Origin of the sequence: Pseudomonas sp. IT-P258 (assembly GCF_949767825.1) — a bacterium.
In the GTDB taxonomy this organism is placed as follows: domain Bacteria; phylum Pseudomonadota; class Gammaproteobacteria; order Pseudomonadales; family Pseudomonadaceae; genus Aquipseudomonas; species Aquipseudomonas monachiensis.
The window spans coordinates 1-18,496 of the sequence record NZ_CATKPU010000020.1 but is presented as its reverse complement, the minus strand read 5'-3'; the positions used below and the strand labels follow the sequence as shown (position 1 = coordinate 18,496).

Sequence of the window (18,496 nt, the reverse complement as noted above, 5' to 3'; positions counted from 1 at the left end):
AGTCTGCTCCTGGGGGAAAAGAGCCGATTGTAGCGCCCACGTAACCCTGTGGGAGCGGGCTTGCTCGCGAAGGTGTCAGTTCAGTCACAGTTGCGTTGAATGACACACCGCTTTCGTCGGAACGCCGCCCGGAGCAAGCCCTCTCCCACCAAGAGCGGATAGCAGGTCAGTTAGTGAGTTGATTGGCAAACTGCCCCACCGCATTGACCACTTTCTGCGCGCCGTCCTGGATCTCGACAATCACCGCCCCCGCTTCCGCCGCCAGCGCCAGGCCCTGCTCGGCCTGAAGCTTGCCGTCGGTCATCAGGGCCACGGCGTTGCGCGCCATGTCCTGGTTCTGCCGGACCACAAGGACGATTTCATCGGTGGCCTGGCTGGTGCGCGAAGCCAGTTGCCGGACCTCATCCGCTACCACGGCGAAGCCCCGCCCTTGCTCGCCCGCACGCGCCGCTTCGATGGCCGCGTTGAGCGCCAGCAGATTGGTCTGCTCGGCAATGCCGCTGATGGTTTTGACAATGGTACCGATCACCAGCGACTGCTCGTTCAGGGCTTCGATGCCATCACCGGCGGTTTGCATATGCCTGGCCAGGTCGCGCATCACGTCCACGGCCTGGGTCACCACGGCATTACCGCGCTGGGCGCTTTGGTCGGTTTGCTGCGAGGTGCTGTAGGCGATGTTGGCGGCCTCGGCAACGGCTTGTTCCTGATTGACCTGGTCGGTAATCACCGTGGCGAACTTAACCACCTTGTAGAGATTATTGTTGGCATCGACCACCGGGTTGTAGGACGCCTCCAGCCAGACCATACGACCATGGCTGTCGACCCGTTTGAAACGGTTGGCCACGAATTCGCCCGCGTTCAGGCGACGCCAGAAGTCCTGGTACTCGGCACTGTTGTAATCCGCCGGCTCGCAGAACATGCGGTGATGTTTGCCCTTGATCTGCGCCAGGCTGTAACCCATGCCACTAAGGAAGCGGTCGTTGGCGCTCAGCACATTGCCATTGAGGTCGAATTCGATCACCGCCGTGGAGCGCACCAGCGCGCCGATCAGGTTCTCGTGTTCACGGGAGGCCTCGATGGTGCGGGTCAGGTCGCTGGAGAAAATCGAAAAACACCTGATCCGCCCATCCGCCGAGCGCACCGGTTGCAGGATCGAACGCAGCCACGCCTCCTGGCCGGTACCGCGCAACAGGCGCACCGCGCCGGCGAAGTGCTCGCCACGGGTCAGCGCGTTTTTGAAACGCAGTTGGAATTCATCGGATTTCACGTGATCCGGGACCAGGTCGTCGATGTGCCGGCCAATCAGGTCGCCGCTCTTGTAATGCATTTCGCCAAGGAAGTTCTGATTGACCGACTGAACCCGTCCATCGCTGTCGAGGGTCAGCACCAGCATCTCGCTTTCCAGGCTGTCCTTCACTTGCTGGAGGCTGGAGAGTTCTTCACGAAGAGCCGACAGCTCCTGCTTCAAGCGTTTATTGAACATGGGAAAGCACCGATGGACAGGGGTAGAAAGCGATATGCAGCCTAACCATCGGCCTTGGAAACATTTACTTAAGCGTGTTTCAGGCTTGCCCTGTAAAAATAGTTACTACGCACACAATCAATGCGCGCCAGCCGCAGAACAGCCTGCGACTCTCGGCATCCGCGCACCGAAATAAGCCGCGCTGCCCACGCCCACCGCGCCCATCACCGCACTGAACATCACGCAGATCCATGGACTCCAAGGCATCAGGCCGATCAGCAAAAGCGGTGTGACACTCGCCCATGCGGCGTAGGCGATGTTGTAGGTAAAGGAAATGCCCGAGACGCGAATCCGCGCCGGGAACAGGCTGACCATCACCGATGGCACCGCGCCAACCACCCCGCAAGACAGCCCTGCCACGGCGTAGGCCAGGCCAACCCAGTCGCCGCCCATGATCAGGCTGGCATACAGCACGCCGATGCCCAGCGGCAGCAGCAGGCTATAGAACATCACCGTGCGCCAGGCGCCGATGCGGTCGACCAGCAGCCCGGCGAGCACGCAGCCGATGTTCAAGAACACGATGCCCAGTGCGCTCAAGGCGAAGGTATGGCTGGCGGTCATGCCAAAGGTTTTCTGCATCATGGTCGGGGTGATGACCACGAACACCACCACGGCCGAGGTCAGCACACAGGTGAGAATCATCGCTGGCAAAATGGCCAGGCGATGCTCGCGCAAGACCGTGCGCAGCGGCAGTTCGCCGGCCGCCTCCCGCTGTGTCTGCATGGCCATGAACACCGGGGTTTCGCTGAGCCAGCGACGCAGCCAGACGCCAATCACGCCAAACACGCCGCCCAGCAGGAAGGGGTAACGCCAGGCGTAATCGAGGATTTCCGTTGGAGTGAACGCTTGCGCCAGGAAGGTTGCGGTCAATGCACCGATCAAATAACCGAAGGTCAGCCCCGCCTGCAAGAACCCCAGGGCATAGCCGCGATGGCCGACGGGCGCGTGCTCGGCGACGAATACCCAGGCACTGGGCACCTCGCCGCCCACCGCCGCGCCCTGGAGGATGCGCAGGGCCAACAGCAGCAAGGGCGCGAAATAGCCGATTTGCGCGTAGGTCGGCATGATCCCGATCAGCAGGCAAGGTAACGCCATCATCAGGATGCTCAGGCTGAAGACTTTCTTGCGTCCCAGACGGTCGGCGAAATGCGCCATCAGGATGCCGCCCAGCGGTCGCGCCAGATACCCGGTGACGAAGATCCCGAAGCTTTGCAGCAGGCGCAGCCACTCGGGCATTTCCGGCGGGAAGAACAACTGGCTGAGGGTCAGGGCGAAAAACACGAAGATGATGAAATCGTAGATTTCCAGCGCCCCGCCGAGCGCGGCGAGCCCGAGGGTCTTGTAGTCCGAGCGGTTGAACGGCGTCGGGCGCGAATCGGTGTTGGCAGTCATGAAAAGAACTCTGGCACGGGCAAAAACCAAGGCGCCCATGGTCTACGTAAACGCACCGGCGGACAACCCGTTAGACCAAAGTCCCATAGCCACGAAACAGCCCCGCAAAAATCCTCCGCTTGAATTAATGTTGGCATCTGTCCAGACGGGCGGTTACCGCCCCGAAGACCACGACAAACATAAAAATCCGAGGTACCCCCGTGGCCGCTGATATCGAAGATAGCCGCTCCGCCCGCTTTGCCCTGCGCTGCTCAAGCTTTGCCGAACGCTGGTTTCCCGACTCCTGGGTGTTTGCGGCCCTGGCGGTGATTATCGTGGCCCTGGCCACCATGGCCATGGGTGCCAAGCCCACCGATGCCGCGATGGCGTTCGGTGACGGCTTCTGGAGCCTGATCCCTTTCACCATGCAAATGGCCTTTGTGGTGATCGGTGGCTACGTGGTCGCCAGTTCGCCACCGGCGGTGAAACTGATCGACCGACTGGCAAAACTCCCGAAAAACGGCCGCTCCGCCGTGGCCTGGGTCGCGCTGATTTCCATGGTCGCGTCGTTGCTGAACTGGGGCTTGTCCCTGGTGTTCGGCGGATTGCTGGTGCGCGCCCTGGCCCGCCGCACCGATCTGAAAATGGACTACCGCGCCGCCGGTGCCGCCGCCTATCTGGGACTTGGCGCGGTATGGGCCTTGGGCCTGTCGTCGTCCGCGGCACAGTTGCAGGCCAACCCAGCGAGCCTGCCACCGTCGATTCTGTCGATCACCGGGGTGATTCCGTTCACGCAGACGATCTTTCTATGGCAGTCCGGCGTGATGCTACTGGCCTTGATCGTCATTTCGCTGATCATTGCCTATGCCACCGCCCCTGGTCCGAACTCGGCGCGTGATGCCAAGGCCTGCGGCGTCGATCCGAGTTTCAACCTGCCGCCGCTGCAACCGCGCACCCGTCCCGGCGAATGGCTGGAGTACAGTCCGCTGCTGATGATCCTGCTGGTGCTGCTGGCCGGTGGCTGGCTGTTCCACGAGTTCTCGACCAAACCGGCGATCAGCGCGATTTCCGGGCTGAACACCTACAACTTCCTGTTTATCATGCTCGGCGCCCTGCTGCACTGGCGCCCACGCAGCTTCCTCGACGCCGTGTCCCGCGCGGTGCCGACTACCACGGGCGTGCTGATCCAGTTCCCGCTGTACGGTTCGATTGCCGCGCTGATGACCACGGTCAAAGGCGCCGACGCGCAGACCCTGGCGCACCACATCTCGACGTTCTTCGTCAGCATTGCTTCCCACGACACCTATGCGTTGCTGATGGGTGTGTACTCGGCGATCCTCGGCTTCTTCATTCCGTCCGGTGGTGGCAAGTGGATCATCGAAGCGCCGTACGTGATGCAGGTGGCCAATGACCTGAACTATCACCTGGGCTGGGCCGTACAGATCTACAACGCCGCCGAAGCCCTGCCCAACCTGATCAACCCGTTCTACATGCTGCCGCTGCTGGGCGTGCTCGGGTTGAAGGCACGGGACCTGATCGGCTTCTCGTTCGTGCAATTGCTGGTGCACACACCGCTGGTATTGTTGCTGCTCTGGGCGCTGGGGACGACGCTTGCCTATACGCCACCGGTGATGCCGTAAGCAAACGTCCAACTGCGTCACGATATGACGCTTTGGCTGCCTGATCCCCGCAAGAATGTGACGGGGCTCAGGCAGAAACACTGTCGTTTCATGAGTTCTAACGAACCGACAGGTTGAAAGCCCCCCTCTCCTACAAAACCTGTGGCGTTGTCCCACTCAATACAGGCGCAAGTCCTGACTCTTGCCGCCAGCAGTGTTGAATTAACCTGTCCCGGAGAATCAAACACCAAAACCCAAGGAAGACCCGATGACACCAATATCCAAAACACTGGAAGAGTTGATCAATGAAATTTACCAGGATGGCAACGTCTCGATAGCTGAGTACAAAGCTTTGCGAGACGATGCCGATCGCCGTATGAACGCGGTGGTGCAGGCGTTTGGTCAGCACAACAACGTGACGGCCTTTCAGAAAGCAGTGGATGTCACTATGCAACTCTTGCAAACCTCCGTTATCGATGCAAAAAAAGCCCGCCTGAACGACACCGGTGAAGCGATCGTCAGGGACGCGGTCACCGCACAAGTCGAATACCTGCGTGCCGGCAGCCAATTGGCACTGCGCCTTCTGTGATTGCCTGATATTTGAACCAGCCCGCAAAACACACGTTGCGGGCTGGATGCCACTGCTCCAAAAAAATGCCTGAGGCCTACTTTTTTGAGTCACTGAGTTGATCCAGTATGGTGTGTATCCGTAACGGGACCACGCTGAAAAGGATCTGAGCATGCTTAAACTCGCAGGACTTACCCTCGCAGCCCTCACCCTGAGTGCCACAGCCCATGCCGATATCAACCTGAAGCTGGGCAGTACCGAACGCGTTACCCGCCTCTTCGCCTATCCCAACAACTGCAACGTGATCTGCTTTCGCAACTGGACGCTAGAACAGACCGTCGAGCATTACCTGACCCAAAGCGTGCAGCGCGATGGCTACGGCGATGCGAAGGTTCTGGTCAAAACCGACAATGGTCAGCTCCATGCAGAAATCATCGGCGTGCCCGACGGCTATGAAAAACCTTTGGCCGCGCTGCTCGACGCCGGTGACCTGGCCTATAACGGCGCCAGCAAACTGAATGCCGATGGCAAGTGGGCGTATAGCTGGTATCTGTTCCTGCCGCTGGGCATGGCCCTGGAAAACCGCAAAAGCGTTGAGCTGCTGCACTTCCCGCCAGACTATTCGCTGACCCAGGCCCAGGATTACCTGAGGTCCGCCACCACGGATCGCTGGGCCACGCTGCTGACCGCCAACGGCATTCCGGCCGGGCAGACGCCGGGCTACCAGACAATCATCGACATCGCCCCGATTGCCGCGCCGTCCAACGCGGGCAAGGACCTCGAAGGCGTCTACGGCTACTTCAAGGATTACCAGAGCACCATGGTCAAGGAAGTCAGCCTGAACGCCAGCGGCGCAGCGCTGCCGATGGTCGCCTTCGGCACACCGGTGCGTAACTGGATCAAAGAGCAATACGGGCAGACAGTGAACGTGTTGAGCCTGGTGCAGATCACTCCGGACAACGGCGTGAAAGTCCCCGTATTGGGCTCCAACCACCCGAGCTACATTTGGTATGCCGCCGATCCGGCAAACTACACCGGCAGTGACGCCCAGGCCAAGGCCGATGCGGCAGGCCTGAAAGTCATGGGGCAGGATCTCAGTGCTGCGTGCTGGCAGGCCACCATGGGCCGCCAACCGGACAGTAATCCAGACCTTGAACTCAATACCTGCCGGCAAACCTGGCAAGTGGCCCAGAAAGAAAAAACCTGTGAGCTGTTCTACACCTCGATCCGCAACCTGTCGCCCCAGCAGGCTGCGGGCAAATGTGCGACAGCTTCGATCGTGACCCAGCTCAAGCAGCTCAAGGCCCCGGCGCCAGTCACGGTGAAGCCTGCTCCGCCGTTTTAACCCGATGAACGGCGGCCAGATCTGTCACTTATGACAGTAGACCGCCCGTTATAACTGCGAGAGGCTTGGGCTGAACTCATGTGCTGCTGTGCCAACAGGACCGTCGGCGCAAGGAAGTCGCAGCACCCAGCAGACAGGGATCGTTATGAAAGCTCACGCCCCTCGACGAAAAAACCCACAACCGCCGCAAGGTGTTTACCCCTTTTCGGAGCTACCCGTTCGCCTGGGATTTCCTTCCCTGGCCGACTTCGAAATCATTGAAAACGCCAAGGGCGAAGCCACGGCTATTGCCGCACGGCGTGAATTCCCGCGAATCACTCGTCTCTGCCGGGCATCAGGGCACTTGCTGCCCTATCGCTGCCGGCATACCCGCCAGCTCGCCCCGGGTGTGCACGTCTACGACCCGCGTTTCTGCGGACTGTTGCGACACTCCTGCGACCCCAATGTCTTTCTGGACTTGAGCGAGTTGTGGTTATGGGCGCTGAAGGACATCAACAAGGGCGACTGGCTGACCATGGACTTCGCCGCCAGCGAAGACAAACTGCAACGCCAGTTTGCCTGCCAGTGCGGCTCATACGAGTGCCGTGGCTGGATCACCGGCTATGATGAAGAGCCGAACGCCGACGGCCAGCTGTTTTTGCAGCAGTGGCGTCGGCGAAGCCTGTATTGAAAGGTTTTACAGAGGTTCGAACGGACGCAGGCGGTATTGCGGCGGCAGTTGCTCGAATCCGCTGATGGTCGCGTTCAGGCTCTTCCAGCGGCCATCCTTGATGCCGTAGATGCAGCCGTGGATCGACAGGCTCTGCCCGCGGTGCCAGGCGTTTTGCACAATGCTGGTATGCCCGACGTTCGCGACTTGCTGGATCACGTTCAGTTCGCAGAGGCGGTCGACGCGCTCCTCTTCGGTGGCGTATTTGGCCAGTTCTTCACGTTTTTCATAATAGAGATCGCGAATCGAACGCAGCCAGCCGTCGATCAGGCCGAACTGGCGGTCCTGCATCGAAGCACGCACACCGCCACAGCCATAGTGGCCGGTGACGAGAATGTGTTTGACCTTGAGCACATCGACCGCGTACTGAATCACCGACAGGCAGTTAAGGTCGGTGTGCAGCACGACGTTGGCCACATTACGGTGTACGAACAGATCGCCCGGCAGCATGCCGACGATCTCGTTGGCCGGCACACGGGCGTCGGAACAACCGATCCACAGGAACTCCGGGGTCTGTTGGCGAGCCAGCTTGGCGAAGAAGTCAGGATCTTCCTCCTTGATCGCAGCGGCCCAACGCTCGTTGTTATCAATCAGATCTTGTAATTCGTTCATGCTTTGAAGCCTCAAGAATGATGCGCAGCTTTGACTGACAACCGTCCGTCGGGGTCACGCGCGAAATGCAGATGCTCTCCTGATCCGGAACACGGGGCTCCATGCCGGTGGAATTCTCGGCAGCCAAGTAGGTCAACCGTAGTAAGGCCTACAGTATGAGGAATTACCATGAATGATTCACGACGTCCGTACGATGCGGTGCAGCCGGAACCCGTCGATGACAACGAAGACCGCATGGGCTCGGTGCGTGAGCTGGATTTCGACACCGAAGAACCCAGCGCCAGAATCGGTGACGAACTGCCGGAAAAGGAGCGCGAGCAACAGATGCCGCGCCAGCGCGGACGTGAAGCGGGCCTGACCGGTGCCTCGACCGGTGACCATCAACCTACCGACGACGACCTGAGCCCGGAGACCCTGATCCGTGAAGACGGCGCTCGGGATGCCCATGAGGCGGGCAATGATAGCCGCGCGGATTGGGACCTGAGCATCGTCGATGAGGACGATATTGGCGGTGGCAATGGTCTGGATGAGGCGGAACTGGCGCGGCGCGATCCTCTCGACAAAAGACGTTGAGCTCTACGGACATCCGTAGGAGCTGCCGAAGACTGCGATCCTTTGATCCTTGAAAAGATCGCAGCCTTCGGCAGCTCCTACAAGCTCAATCCACCAAAGTGCAGGCCATGACCACCGCATCTTCGCGCCCGCCCACCGCCGGGTAGTAATCCCGACGCCGGCCGATCTCGTTGAAACCATAACGTTCATACAGCTTGAACGCCGCGGTATTACTGTCGCGCACTTCCAGGAAACACTCCCGGGCGTCGGCCTTGTAGGCAATCGACATCAAATGCTCAAGCAATGCCAGCCCCAGGCCACGGCCCTGGTTTTCCGGCTTGACCGTGATGTTCAGCAGGTGCGCCTCATCGAGGATGATCTGCACCACACCGTGGCCGACCTGTTGCTGACCTTCGAACATCAGCCAGATCTGATACTTGCCCAGGCCATCGAGGAAAATCCCGCGGGTCCAGGGATGGCTGTAGGCCGCGTATTCGACTTTCAGTACGGTTTCCAGGTCCGCCTCGGTCATCGGGCGAAACGATACAGCGTTACTCATTCGATTCTTTCCAGCGCGCCATCAGCCGACGCATGGCTTGCCAGACATCAGCCTTACGCTGTGGCTCTTCCATTAATAATTCCAGGCCCGGTACCGCCCAGGCCGAGCCCAGGCCTTCGATCTGCAACTCGTGATTGAACGCCTCGGCATCCGCTTCGCCGGCAAATCGCACCGCAGGCAGGCCGATCAGCCACAAGCAGGCGCAGGGCGTTTCTTCCATGCGCACCGAGAGAAAACCCTGCACGAAGTCGCGGGCCGCTTCCGGGCCCTGATCCATCGTGCCACGCACCAGCAGCGGCCAACGCACCGGCTCACCGACGATCTGCGGGCTGTCCGGCAGACCGGCGGCGCGCAGCATGTCTTTGAGCAGCAGATAGGCAGGATCGCGAGTCTGGAAGGATTCACCTGTGGGTAACTCCACCAGCAGCAGGCAACGCCCGGCCCGCAGCAATTGCAGGGCGAAACGCGGCGGCGGCACGACCGGCGCCTTGATCACGACCGCTGCCTCTTCGGCCTCTTCCACCGGTTTGGCCCCGGTGCGCGTGCTCGCCAGCGATGGTCGCGGTACCTCGATCTTCACCCGCTCGGCCGGCTTGGCCACAGGCGCCACGGGCGTCTGAGCCACAACTGCGGGCACGACAGGCGCGACCACAACCGGCTCGGGGATCTCCTCCAGCAGCTCGGGCCGCGACGGCGCGGCAAAGGGCAATTCGGTGCGCGGCAGCCAGTTGACCACCTGCATGGCGGCCAGATAAGCGCGACGACGGGACTCGATAAGCAAAGGTCGGCCACTTGTGGATAACTAAAGTGCGCTGATTCTACCGCCGTTCGCTCAAGATCGCCCGCAGTTGATCGATGCACATTACCGAAAAGAAGGCGACAGCCTGTCCCGAGATTGAATCGGATTGCCCCCGATGCAGTACAATCGCGGCTTTTAATCGCCAACCAGCCGGCCATTCCGATGATCGAACCCAAGCGCGTCTTGCGCGCCCTCGCTGAACACTGGGCACTTCTGGAGCCACTGTGCGAGCACTTCGACCAAGGCACACTGAGCCTGAACGAACTGCGCACGCAACTGGCCGCCCAGCAACTCGACAGTACGCCGCAGGACATCACCAGCCTGCTGGATGTGTGGATTCGCCTCGATATCCTGGTTCCCGTGGCCAAAAGCCCGAACCGTTTCGAGCTCAATGCGCAGATTCACGACTTCCTTGCCTATCTACGCCGCGAACACCGGCTGGGCCTGTGCCTGGAAATCGAAGCCTACCTGCGCCACCTCGAGCGTCTGGCCGGTTATATCCAGGACGCATTCGATATCCGCGACGGCAATGATCTGGCCCGCCAGTTGCGCCTGCTCGACATGCGGGTTCGCGATGTACTGAAAAAACTCGATAACGACGAACAGGCACTGGTGGCCGTCGCCGAACGGGCGAAAACCAGCGATCGGCAGATTCCATTGCGCCAGCGTTACGCTGAAGTGCTGGCGACCTGGGACGAATACGTCGAGCCGATGATTGATCTGGTGAACGCCGACGGCGCCTTCGAACAAGGCGTGCGCAAGGTCGAAACCGTCCTGCTGAAGATGCTCAGCGAGCAGCAGCGCCTCGGCCACCTGGTCGACGACGACATGCTGCTGCGCACCCACGCGCGCATCCTCGAAATGCAGACCAGCGCCCAACTGACCCTGCGTCACGCCCGCGAGCTGTTGCTGCCGCTGCGTGAAGAAGCGCGCCGGCACAACGCCGTGACCCGTGGCGCCGCATTGGCCCTGTCGATGATCCGCCGCAAGGGCATCGACGCCGTGCCACAAGCGGCGATGCCGATGTTCACCCGTCCGCAGAGCACCTTCCTCGGCAGTGCCAGTCAGGTCGAAGCCTACGTTTATGCCCTGGCCCGTTTCGAACCGAAACCGGCGCGCTTCCCCAAGGCGCACAAGACCCAGAAAGGCGAAGCGCCACGGGCACCACGCACCGTTCGGGAAATGCTCGAACGCTGCGAAGACGCCCTGCCGATGCCGGACCTGATGACCTGGCTGCTGGAGCAGGAACCGGACGGCGCCACCGACGAATTGCTGTACTGGTTCTCGCGTCTGTCGCGGGAAAAACGTTTCAAGCGCGAGCGTCTGGAACGTCGCCAATACCATACTCACGAGCATCAGGTCAGCCTGCGCTCCTTCGCCCTGCTCTCGGTCAGCGACACCCCCGCCGAGGATTCTGCGAGCACTCCTTATGCATCTTGATCTATCCGAACTGTCCCATCTGGCACCGATCTTTCGCGAGCTGTTCAAGGGTTACCACGTCAGCCGCCGCGATCCGGAACTGTACGCGCAGTTGTCGAACTTTCAGGACCAATACCGCACGCTGTTCAAGGCCCTGGGCTTTGAACTGGTCTGTGACACCCGCGGTTTCTACTACTTCGTGCCGGACCTCGCGGCGGCTGCGGTGAACAAGACCGCCCAGCGGCTTGCGCTGTTCACCTTCATCCTCGTCGAGCACCTGGCCGACCAGGGCCGCGACCCGATCTCCGTGCTCGATGGCGGCAGTCTCGGCCGCGATGAGCTGCCGTCGTTGCTGGAAAAGTACCGCGACCTGTTCATCCAGGCCGAAGTGCAGACCCAGGACGAACTGGAAGAAAAGATCATGCGCCGCATGACCCAGCTCGGCTTTGCCAGCGAAGAAAACGGCATCTACCGTTTCCTGCCGCCGATGCACCGCTTCCTCGATGTGTGCCTGTCGGTGCAGCAGGACCGCGACCTGGCCGCCAGCCTGCACAGCGTCCTGCCGTTGCCGGTGCCGGTACTGATCGACGAAGACAGCGACGAAAAACTGCTGCAGACCGACGATCCGCTCGATCTGAGTGAGTTCGAGGGTGAAAGCGAAGAAGATGCACTGGCCCGGGCCATTGCCGAAGAACAGGAGCTCGACGCATGAGCAAGGAACGTTACGGCATCCGCCGCTTTGCCCTTTTGAACACCGCTGGCTACAGCCTCGGCCTGTTCCCGCTGGAAGAACCTCTGTCGGTGTACGGCGCGAACAACCTCGGTAAATCCGCCTCGATCAACGCCCTGCAGTTCCCGATTCTGGCGCGCATGTCGGACATGAGCTTCGGCAAGTACAGCCTGGAACAATCCCGGCGCTTCTACTTCGCCTCAGACACCAGTTACATCCTGGTGGAAGTGAACCTGCCCCACGGCCCCCACGTGATCGGCGTGGTCGGCCGCGGCCCGGGCGGCGGTTTCGGTCACCAGTTCTTTGCCTATGCCGGCAAACTGGACCTGGCCCACTATCAGAAAAACGACACCTGCCTGCGCCAGAAAGAATTGTTCACCAACCTTGAGCGCGAAGGCCTGAAAGCCTACGAACTCAAGCCGGACGAACTGCGCCGTTTGCTGGTCGGCGGTCACACCTCGATCCCGCTGGACCTGACGCTGATTCCATTGCGCTCCACCAGCGAGCAGAGCCTGAAGACCTTCCGCGCGCTGTTCATCAACCTGCTGCACATGCGCGAAATCACCGCGGCCAAGCTCAAGCAGCTGTTCCTCGATGCCTTCGAACACAGCCTGCGCTCCGGCAGCGTCGACTACATCGCCGCGTGCGAAGAAGCGTTCCGCGATGTACGACGCATGGAGCAGGACTACAACTCGCTGGTCGCCGCCGGCCCGCTGGTCGAAGCCCTGGCCAACGGCGTGAAGCAACGCGACATCCTGCGTGGCAAGCTGCACCGGATCTCTCCGCTGCTCGACTCCTTGCTCGGCACCTGGTCGGACTATGCCAGTGCGCGCAAGGAAGAACTGACCATTCAGTCCGAACACTACCGCAACGAGCAGGATGCCCTGCAAAACGACCAGCGCGGCGGTACCCAGGAACTGATGCGTCTGGAGCGGGAAATCACCGGCATCCAGCGCTGGCTCGGCGAATTGTCGGTGCTCAAGCATCGCTTTGCCCTGGTCGATGACGTCAAGGTGCTGGAACAGCAACTGCTGGCCGCCAAGGACGCCCACGACGAACTGGCCGGTGCGCTGGCACAGTCCCGACAGTTCAGCGCCGAAGACCTCGAAGAGCGTCTGCGCGATCTGGAAAAACGCCTGAAGTCGGTCAAGCAGCAACTCGATCACGCCGACAACAACAGCTACGCCCGCCTGCGTGAAGAGTTCTCGCAACAGGACGTCGAACGCCTGATGCGCTTGTTCAACAGCGCGCTGTTCAGCCTGCCATTGGGCGAACACGGCATCACCCTCGATGAGAACGGCGACTGGGTGAAATCCGTGGAGCTGATCCTCGACGGCTTCAAAGGCGAACGCTTCGAAGTACCGGGGCTGTCCATCGACATTTCCCACATCGAGCCGCCGGCCCTGCAAGCGCTGGCTGACCGCGCGGCCCTGCGCGACCAGAAAGAGCGCCTGGACAAAGAACTCAAGCAACTCAAGACCCAGCAAGCCGTGGCCGCCGACCGCGCCGCGAGCAAGACCCAGACCGAAGCGCTGTACCAGCAAGTGCTGGATGCGCAGAAAGCCCTGGAAGATTTCCGTCGCGCGCAAACCCTGAGCGCCGAGGAAGGCGACAAGCTGGAACAGTTGGCGCAAATGGAAGCGGCCCAGGACGAGCTGAAGCGTTCCAGCGATGCCTTCACCGAACGTGTCCAGCAACTGTCGGCCAAGCTGCAACTGGTCGGCCGCCAGATCGGCGACATGGAAGCCAAGCAACGCACACTCGACGACGCTCTGCGCCGCCGTCAGTTGTTGCCGGCAGACCTGCCGTTCGGCACACCGTTCATGGACCCGATCGACGATTCCATGGACAACCTGCTGCCGTTGCTCAATGACTATCAGGACAGCTGGCAAGGCCTGCTGCGGGCCGACGGCCAGATCGAAGCGCTGTACGCTCAGGTGCGCCTCAAGGGCGTGGCCAAGTTCGACAGCGAAGACGATATGGAGCGTCGCTTGCAACTGCTGATCAACGCCTATGCGCACCGTACCGACGAAGCCTTGACCCTGGGCAAGGCTCGCCGCGCCGCCGTGACGGACATCGCCCGGACCCTGCGCAACATCCGCAGCGACTACGACAGCCTCGAACACCAACTGGCACTGTTCAACCGCGAGATCAACAAGCGCCAGGTCTCCAACCTGCAAAGCTTCCGCATCGTGCTCGCCCCGAACAAGGAGGCGCTCAAGCACATCGACCAGATCATCCACAGCGCCGGTCAGTACGAAGAAGGCGAAACCCTGTCGGTCTTTGACCTGAGCCAAAGCGCCGAGCAGGACAACAAGAACGAAGAGGCCAAGGAATACCTGGCGCGGCTGGTGGCGGCCAACCACAACCAGCTCGGCCTCAAGGACTTGTTCGAACTGGCGTTCGAGATCACCAAGGTCAATGGCCAACCGGTGATCCACACCGACATCGACGGCGCCGCTTCCAACGGCACCACCATGACCATCAAGGCGCTGACCAACATGTACTTGTTGCTGCACTTGATGGACCGTGACCAGGCCGGTCGTGTGCGCCTGCCGTACTACCTCGACGAGGCAGCGGACATCGATGAGAAGAACCAGGCCGCCTTGCTGGAAACCAGTCTGCAGCTGGGCTTCGTGCCGATCCTGGCGAGCGTGAAGCCGCAGGTCTGCGCCAGTGTCGCCATCGACCTGGAAGGCGGCAGCGGCCCGGCCGGCATCTACATCGACGAGGCGGACTGGAAGTACATCCGTCGTCACGATCAGGTGAAGGCGACGGTCAACGAGCAAGCGGATGAGCCGGAGCTGGATGCGGTCTGAGGCTTGAATCGAAGGCAATGAAAAAGGCCGCGGTCCAATGGATCGCGGCCTTTTTCATAGGGGTGTCATTTAGCTTTGCAGTGAACTTCAGGGCCTCTTCGCGGGCAAGCCCGCTCCCACATTTGATCGCATTTCTTCAGGAACAACCCCGGACTTGCCCCGGGCGGCGTTCCGAAGGCGTCATCACAGACGCCTGAGCAGTTCCAGACTACTTGCCGATGGAGATCTTCGGCGCCCAGCCCAGCCATTCCTCTTCGAACTTGTCGAACAACGCGAACGTCTGCTCCGGTCGTGCCGGACTGCCCATGCGCTCGCCATCCGGCGTGGCAAAGGCGACACCGCCCTGAATCATCGTCTCCAGCGATTCAGTGCGCACCGTTGCACCTTTGAACAGACCGACATCAAAGTCGAAACCGCTGGTGTTCCAGAACCGTGTACCGCTGCGTACCAGTGGCGCGTACTTCGGCTCGATCAGGATATGGATCAGGACGCGATCAGCGGTCTGGCCCAACTCATAACCGGTCACCTTGCCCACGGTGATTTCGCGATAGGTCACCGGCACACCGGCCTTCAGCGAACCACGACGAGCCGCGCTCAGCACCAGACTCAATCCCGCTTCCTGCTTGGCTGTTTCGGGCGCGGCGGCCAAAGCGACAAAGTTCTTCTGCGGTCCCAAGTTTTTTTGCGCCGGTTGCACCTCGATGTATTGCCCGGTCACCAGGGTTTCGAGGTTGGACGTCTTGATCAGTCCCAGTTCAGGCTTGACCACCCAGAACTGACTGCCGACCCGTGCTATACGCTCCGGCACTTCGGTAATCCGCGCGGTCAGCAGCACCGATTGCAGGTCCTCGCTGAGATCAACATCCTCCACCTTGCCGACATCCAGCCCCTTGAAACGAATCGGAGTGCCGGTATGCAGGCCATCAGCGCGATCGAGCTTGAGCGTGATGACTTCGCCTTTCTGCGTGGCGTCTTCATGGTTCGCAAACAGACGGAAACGTGGAATACGCTTCTGCAACGGGGCGTTGTCCTGCGGGGTCTCGAAGGCAATGCCGCCGGCCATCAAGCTCTGCAACGATTCGCTTTTAACCTGGACCCCGCCAGTCAGACCACCCGTGAGGGTGATGCCACTGGCGTTCCAGAAGCGCGTCGAGGCGTTGACCAGGCCTTCGTATTCCTTCTCGATGTGCACGCCAATGATCAGTCGTTTCTTGGTGCGCGAGAACTGATAGCTCTGTACGGAGCCGACTTTGACCTGCTTGTAGAGAACCGGGCTGCCGACTTCCAGCGAACCGAGGTTTTCCGTGAACAACACCAGGTGCAGGCCGGGTGCACGCAGGTCCAGCGGTGGTGCCTTTGCCCGTGCCGCAAACTCTCGCTGTGGCGCCGAACCCTTGTCGCCAGGCCGCACAGCGATGTAGTTGCCTTTGACCAACGCCTCGAGGCCGGTAATCCCCGCCAGGGAAATCGACGGTTTGACCACCCAGAACTGGGTGCCTTCGACCAAGTAATCCTCGGCCAACGGGTCCATCGTCAACTCGGCGGTCGCGCCGGACAGATCCGCATCGACCTTCAGCGTTTTCAGGCTGCCCACCTGAATACCCTTGTACATCACCGGTGTGCGACCGGCCTGCAAGCCGTCGAAATCACTGAGCTTGACCTTCACCCGGATACCGGCGGCGGCGGCATCAAAGTCTTCATAAAGCCTGAATGGCAGGCTCGGGTCGGTAGGCGGGCTGTCCTTGCGGTTTTCAGGTGTAGCGAAGGCAATGCCACCGGCGACGATGCTGGCCAGGGACTCACTGCGGACCTTCACACCCGACAGATTGGCGTCGATGCTGATGCCGCTGGCGTTCCAGAAACGTGTGTGTTTGCGCACCAGTTTGGCGTAAGTCGGCTCAATGAAGACTTTGAGCTCGACGGTGTTCTGGTCCTCGGACAACACATAGCTTTTGATCTGGCCCACTTTGATCTGTTTATAGAACACCGGACTGCCACGGTTCAGCGAGCCCAGGCGGTCGGCCTTGATGGTCAAGTGCAAACCGGGCTGGGCATCGGAGAGCGGCGGTTCCTGGGCCAAGGCCTTGAACTTGCGGACGGGCTCGCCTTCCCCCGGGCTGATGGCGACATAGTTACCTGAAACCAGCGTCTCGAGACCGGTGATCCCTGCCAGCGTAACGCTCGGCTTGACCAGCCAGAAACGCGTGCTGGTTCGCAGGTATGGCTCTACATCCTTGTTCATTTCGATGCTGGCAATCACACCTTTGGAACTGCCTTCGTCATCGAGCTTGAGGCTTTTGACCTTGCCGACCGACATACCTTTATAGACAACTTCGGTCTTGTTGGCCTGAATGCCCTCGCCACTCTCAAAACGCACCTGAATCTCGATACCGGTCTCACTATAGGCCCGCCAGCCGAGCCAGCCGCCGATGATCAAGGCGATCAGAGGCAACACCCAAATGGCAGACCAGTTCGAAGCCGGTCGGGTTTTCGCTACAGGCAAATCAGTCATGGTCGTCGTCCGACTCCGTATTATCCCAAATCAGTCGGGGATCAAAAGTTACTGCGGCAAGCATCGTCAGAATCACCACCGTGGCGAAAGCGATGGCGCCAAGATTGGCTTCGATGCTGGCAAGCCGCCCAAAATTCACGACCGCCACGAGGATGGCGATCACAAAAATATCGAGCATCGACCAGCGGCCGATGAATTCGATGAAACGGTACATCCAGATACGCTGGCGAGCCGAAAGGGGCTGACGGCGCTGCACGGAAAACAGCAGCAGGCCGATGCCCACCAGCTTGAAGGTGGGCACCAGGATACTGGCGATAAACACCACGGCCGCAATGGGGAACATGCCGTAGTGCACAAGTTCGATTACACCCGCCATGATCGTGCTGGGCGCACCTTTGCCCAGGGAGTTCACGGTCATGATCGGCAACAAGTTGGCCGGTATGTAAAGAATGGCGGCGGTAATCAGCAATGCCCAGGTCCGCACCAGGCTATTCGGGCTGCGGGCATGCACCAGCGCCCCGCAGCGCGTACAGACTTGCTCGTCGGTATCAGCTTCCTGCCTGTTCAATTCATGACATTCCTTGCAAATCAGAATGCCTGCATCAATCGCCCGCATGGGCATCCTCTCCTGATAACGCTTGCCAGATCTGGTGAGGCGACATTACGACCTCCAGCCAGACTTGAATCAGCAACATTCCAATGAAGCACACCAGGCCGAGGCCTACAGTGATGGCTGCCATATCTGCCAGCTTGACGATAGCCACCAGTACGCCCATGAAGTAAACCTCGAGCATCCCCCATTCGCGTATATGGTGATAAATGCGATAGAGCAACAAGCCGTAGCTGCGTCCAACATCGAAACGGATACTCAACAATACGGCCAGTTGGCACAGCAGCTTGAGCAGCGGGATCCCCATGCTACACAGGAACACAATCACTGAAACGCTTTGCATGCCCGTGTCAAAAAGGGCGACAACACCGCTCCAGACAGTGTCTTGCGAAGACTGCCCGAGTAGATTGAGCTGCATGATGGGCAAAAAATTCGCCGGAATAAACAACAACAAGGCGGCGATAACCAGGGCGAGACTGCGCTGTACGACGTTGTACCGATTGGCATAAAGCTCGTAGCCACAGCGCGGGCACAGGGCTTTTTCGCCATGGGCGAGTTCGGGTTTACGCATGAGCAAGTCGCACTCATGGCAGGCAACCAGATTTTCTAGTGGTAATTCTGACAGCCCTTGGGCGTCAACCGGATCCGGCATAAAGGCTCTGACTCTGAAAAAGTTGGACCTATTCTAGTGCCATGAGCTGAAAATAACTGTGCAAAATGTGCAACGAGCAGCTCTGTTTTTTTCACGCA

General features: G+C 60.1%; 15 protein-coding genes and 2 pseudogenes. 8 read left to right on the top strand and 9 right to left on the bottom strand.

What is annotated here, in order from left to right; translation table 11 throughout:
• Positions 1-166: 166 nt before the first annotated feature.
• The 3 genes and pseudogenes from ACM6G4_RS07045 to ACM6G4_RS07035 all read right to left on the bottom strand — a co-directional run.
• Positions 167-604, bottom strand: a pseudogene (locus ACM6G4_RS07045) (methyl-accepting chemotaxis protein); the annotation flags it as partial.
• A gap of 150 nt (positions 605-754) precedes the next feature.
• Positions 755-1,393 (bottom strand): annotated as a pseudogene (locus tag ACM6G4_RS07040) (PAS domain-containing protein); the annotation flags it as partial.
• A gap of 207 nt (positions 1,394-1,600) precedes the next feature.
• Positions 1,601-2,914: an MFS transporter gene (locus tag ACM6G4_RS07035; protein WP_414913350.1), complete on the bottom strand. Its 1,314-nt coding sequence runs from the start codon at positions 2,912-2,914 to the stop codon at positions 1,601-1,603.
• Positions 2,915-3,114: 200 nt separating this feature from the next.
• Between ACM6G4_RS07035 and ACM6G4_RS07030 the strand changes: the two genes are divergently transcribed.
• The 4 genes from ACM6G4_RS07030 to ACM6G4_RS07015 all read left to right on the top strand — a co-directional run bounded on the left by ACM6G4_RS07030 (position 3,115) and on the right by ACM6G4_RS07015 (position 7,095).
• The gene (locus ACM6G4_RS07030) at positions 3,115-4,533 is read left to right on the top strand and encodes a short-chain fatty acid transporter (RefSeq protein ID WP_056726301.1); all 1,419 of its coding nucleotides are present in this window, start codon (positions 3,115-3,117) and stop codon (positions 4,531-4,533) included.
• A 247-nt stretch (positions 4,534-4,780) separates the two neighbouring features.
• A complete protein-coding gene (locus tag ACM6G4_RS07025; protein ID WP_414913349.1) occupies positions 4,781-5,101 on the top strand; it encodes a hypothetical protein in 321 nt (106 codons plus the stop codon).
• A gap of 151 nt (positions 5,102-5,252) precedes the next feature.
• Positions 5,253-6,425, top strand: coding sequence for a hypothetical protein (locus ACM6G4_RS07020; protein ID WP_414913348.1), 1,173 nt, complete (start codon positions 5,253-5,255; stop codon positions 6,423-6,425).
• Positions 6,426-6,570: 145 nt separating this feature from the next.
• Positions 6,571-7,095: an SET domain-containing protein gene (locus ACM6G4_RS07015; protein ID WP_056726304.1), complete on the top strand. Its 525-nt coding sequence runs from the start codon at positions 6,571-6,573 to the stop codon at positions 7,093-7,095.
• 6 nt (positions 7,096-7,101) lie between these two features.
• On the opposite strand, the gene can is transcribed toward ACM6G4_RS07015, so the two are convergent.
• Positions 7,102-7,746 carry a carbonate dehydratase gene (can, locus tag ACM6G4_RS07010; protein ID WP_008046121.1) on the bottom strand — a complete coding sequence of 215 codons (645 nt, stop codon included), beginning with the start codon at positions 7,744-7,746 and terminating at the stop codon, positions 7,102-7,104.
• A gap of 168 nt (positions 7,747-7,914) precedes the next feature.
• On the opposite strand from can, the gene ACM6G4_RS07005 reads away from it, so the two are divergent.
• Complete coding sequence (locus tag ACM6G4_RS07005) at positions 7,915-8,319, top strand: serine kinase/phosphatase (protein ID WP_414913347.1); 405 nt, start codon at positions 7,915-7,917, stop codon at positions 8,317-8,319.
• An 85-nt stretch (positions 8,320-8,404) separates the two neighbouring features.
• Here ACM6G4_RS07005 and rimI read toward each other — a convergent pair whose 3' ends face one another.
• Positions 8,405-8,857 (bottom strand): ribosomal protein S18-alanine N-acetyltransferase, encoded by a 453-nt coding sequence (rimI, locus tag ACM6G4_RS07000; RefSeq protein ID WP_414913346.1) that lies wholly within the window; start codon positions 8,855-8,857, stop codon positions 8,405-8,407.
• A complete protein-coding gene (locus tag ACM6G4_RS06995) occupies positions 8,850-9,599 on the bottom strand; it encodes a hypothetical protein (RefSeq protein WP_056726307.1) in 750 nt (249 codons plus the stop codon). Before ACM6G4_RS06995 ends, rimI begins: the two co-directional genes overlap by 8 nt.
• 219 nt (positions 9,600-9,818) lie before the next feature.
• Between ACM6G4_RS06995 and mksB the strand changes: the two genes are divergently transcribed.
• From mksB to mksF, 3 genes are read left to right on the top strand one after another with little or no spacing between them, the layout of a single operon-like run.
• A complete protein-coding gene (mksB, locus tag ACM6G4_RS06990; RefSeq protein WP_414913345.1) occupies positions 9,819-11,096 on the top strand; it encodes an Mks condensin complex protein MksB in 1,278 nt (425 codons plus the stop codon).
• The gene (gene mksE, locus ACM6G4_RS06985; protein ID WP_056726309.1) at positions 11,086-11,787 is read left to right on the top strand and encodes an Mks condensin complex protein MksE; all 702 of its coding nucleotides are present in this window, start codon (positions 11,086-11,088) and stop codon (positions 11,785-11,787) included. Before mksB ends, mksE begins: the two co-directional genes overlap by 11 nt.
• Positions 11,784-14,624 (top strand): Mks condensin complex protein MksF, encoded by a 2,841-nt coding sequence (gene mksF, locus ACM6G4_RS06980; RefSeq protein WP_056726310.1) that lies wholly within the window; start codon positions 11,784-11,786, stop codon positions 14,622-14,624. Before mksE ends, mksF begins: the two co-directional genes overlap by 4 nt.
• Before the next feature lie 208 nt (positions 14,625-14,832).
• Here mksF and ACM6G4_RS06975 read toward each other — a convergent pair whose 3' ends face one another.
• Genes ACM6G4_RS06975 through ACM6G4_RS06965 form a run of 3 tightly spaced genes read right to left on the bottom strand, consistent with a single transcriptional unit; the run spans position 14,833 to position 18,398 of the window.
• A complete protein-coding gene (locus tag ACM6G4_RS06975; RefSeq protein WP_414913344.1) occupies positions 14,833-17,136 on the bottom strand; it encodes an intermembrane transport protein PqiB in 2,304 nt (767 codons plus the stop codon).
• Positions 17,129-17,752 (bottom strand): paraquat-inducible protein A, encoded by a 624-nt coding sequence (locus ACM6G4_RS06970; protein WP_046043780.1) that lies wholly within the window; start codon positions 17,750-17,752, stop codon positions 17,129-17,131. Before ACM6G4_RS06970 ends, ACM6G4_RS06975 begins: the two co-directional genes overlap by 8 nt.
• On the bottom strand, positions 17,739-18,398 hold the full coding sequence (locus tag ACM6G4_RS06965) for a paraquat-inducible protein A (protein WP_056726312.1): 660 nt from the start codon (positions 18,396-18,398) through the stop codon (positions 17,739-17,741). The genes ACM6G4_RS06970 and ACM6G4_RS06965 overlap by 14 nt, the downstream gene beginning before the upstream one ends.
• Between the last annotated feature and the right edge of the window lie 98 nt (positions 18,399-18,496).

Excerpts from the sequence above, each read along its gene's own strand:
- ACM6G4_RS06965 (WP_056726312.1), bottom strand. The coding sequence starts at position 18,398 with ATGCCGGATCCGGTTGACGCCCAAGGGCTGTCAGAATTACCACTAGAA.
- ACM6G4_RS07005 (WP_414913347.1), top strand. The coding sequence starts at position 7,915 with ATGAATGATTCACGACGTCCGTACGATGCGGTGCAGCCGGAACCCGTC.
- mksB (WP_414913345.1), top strand. The coding sequence starts at position 9,819 with ATGATCGAACCCAAGCGCGTCTTGCGCGCCCTCGCTGAACACTGGGCA.
- ACM6G4_RS07035 (WP_414913350.1), bottom strand. The coding sequence starts at position 2,914 with ATGACTGCCAACACCGATTCGCGCCCGACGCCGTTCAACCGCTCGGAC.
- ACM6G4_RS06995 (WP_056726307.1), bottom strand. The coding sequence starts at position 9,599 with ATGCAGGTGGTCAACTGGCTGCCGCGCACCGAATTGCCCTTTGCCGCG.
- mksF (WP_056726310.1), top strand. The coding sequence starts at position 11,784 with ATGAGCAAGGAACGTTACGGCATCCGCCGCTTTGCCCTTTTGAACACC.
- rimI (WP_414913346.1), bottom strand. The coding sequence starts at position 8,857 with ATGAGTAACGCTGTATCGTTTCGCCCGATGACCGAGGCGGACCTGGAA.
- ACM6G4_RS06975 (WP_414913344.1), bottom strand. The coding sequence starts at position 17,136 with ATGACTGATTTGCCTGTAGCGAAAACCCGACCGGCTTCGAACTGGTCT.
- mksE (WP_056726309.1), top strand. The coding sequence starts at position 11,086 with ATGCATCTTGATCTATCCGAACTGTCCCATCTGGCACCGATCTTTCGC.
- ACM6G4_RS07020 (WP_414913348.1), top strand. The coding sequence starts at position 5,253 with ATGCTTAAACTCGCAGGACTTACCCTCGCAGCCCTCACCCTGAGTGCC.
- can (WP_008046121.1), bottom strand. The coding sequence starts at position 7,746 with ATGAACGAATTACAAGATCTGATTGATAACAACGAGCGTTGGGCCGCT.
- ACM6G4_RS07015 (WP_056726304.1), top strand. The coding sequence starts at position 6,571 with ATGAAAGCTCACGCCCCTCGACGAAAAAACCCACAACCGCCGCAAGGT.
- ACM6G4_RS06970 (WP_046043780.1), bottom strand. The coding sequence starts at position 17,752 with ATGCGGGCGATTGATGCAGGCATTCTGATTTGCAAGGAATGTCATGAA.
- ACM6G4_RS07025 (WP_414913349.1), top strand. The coding sequence starts at position 4,781 with ATGACACCAATATCCAAAACACTGGAAGAGTTGATCAATGAAATTTAC.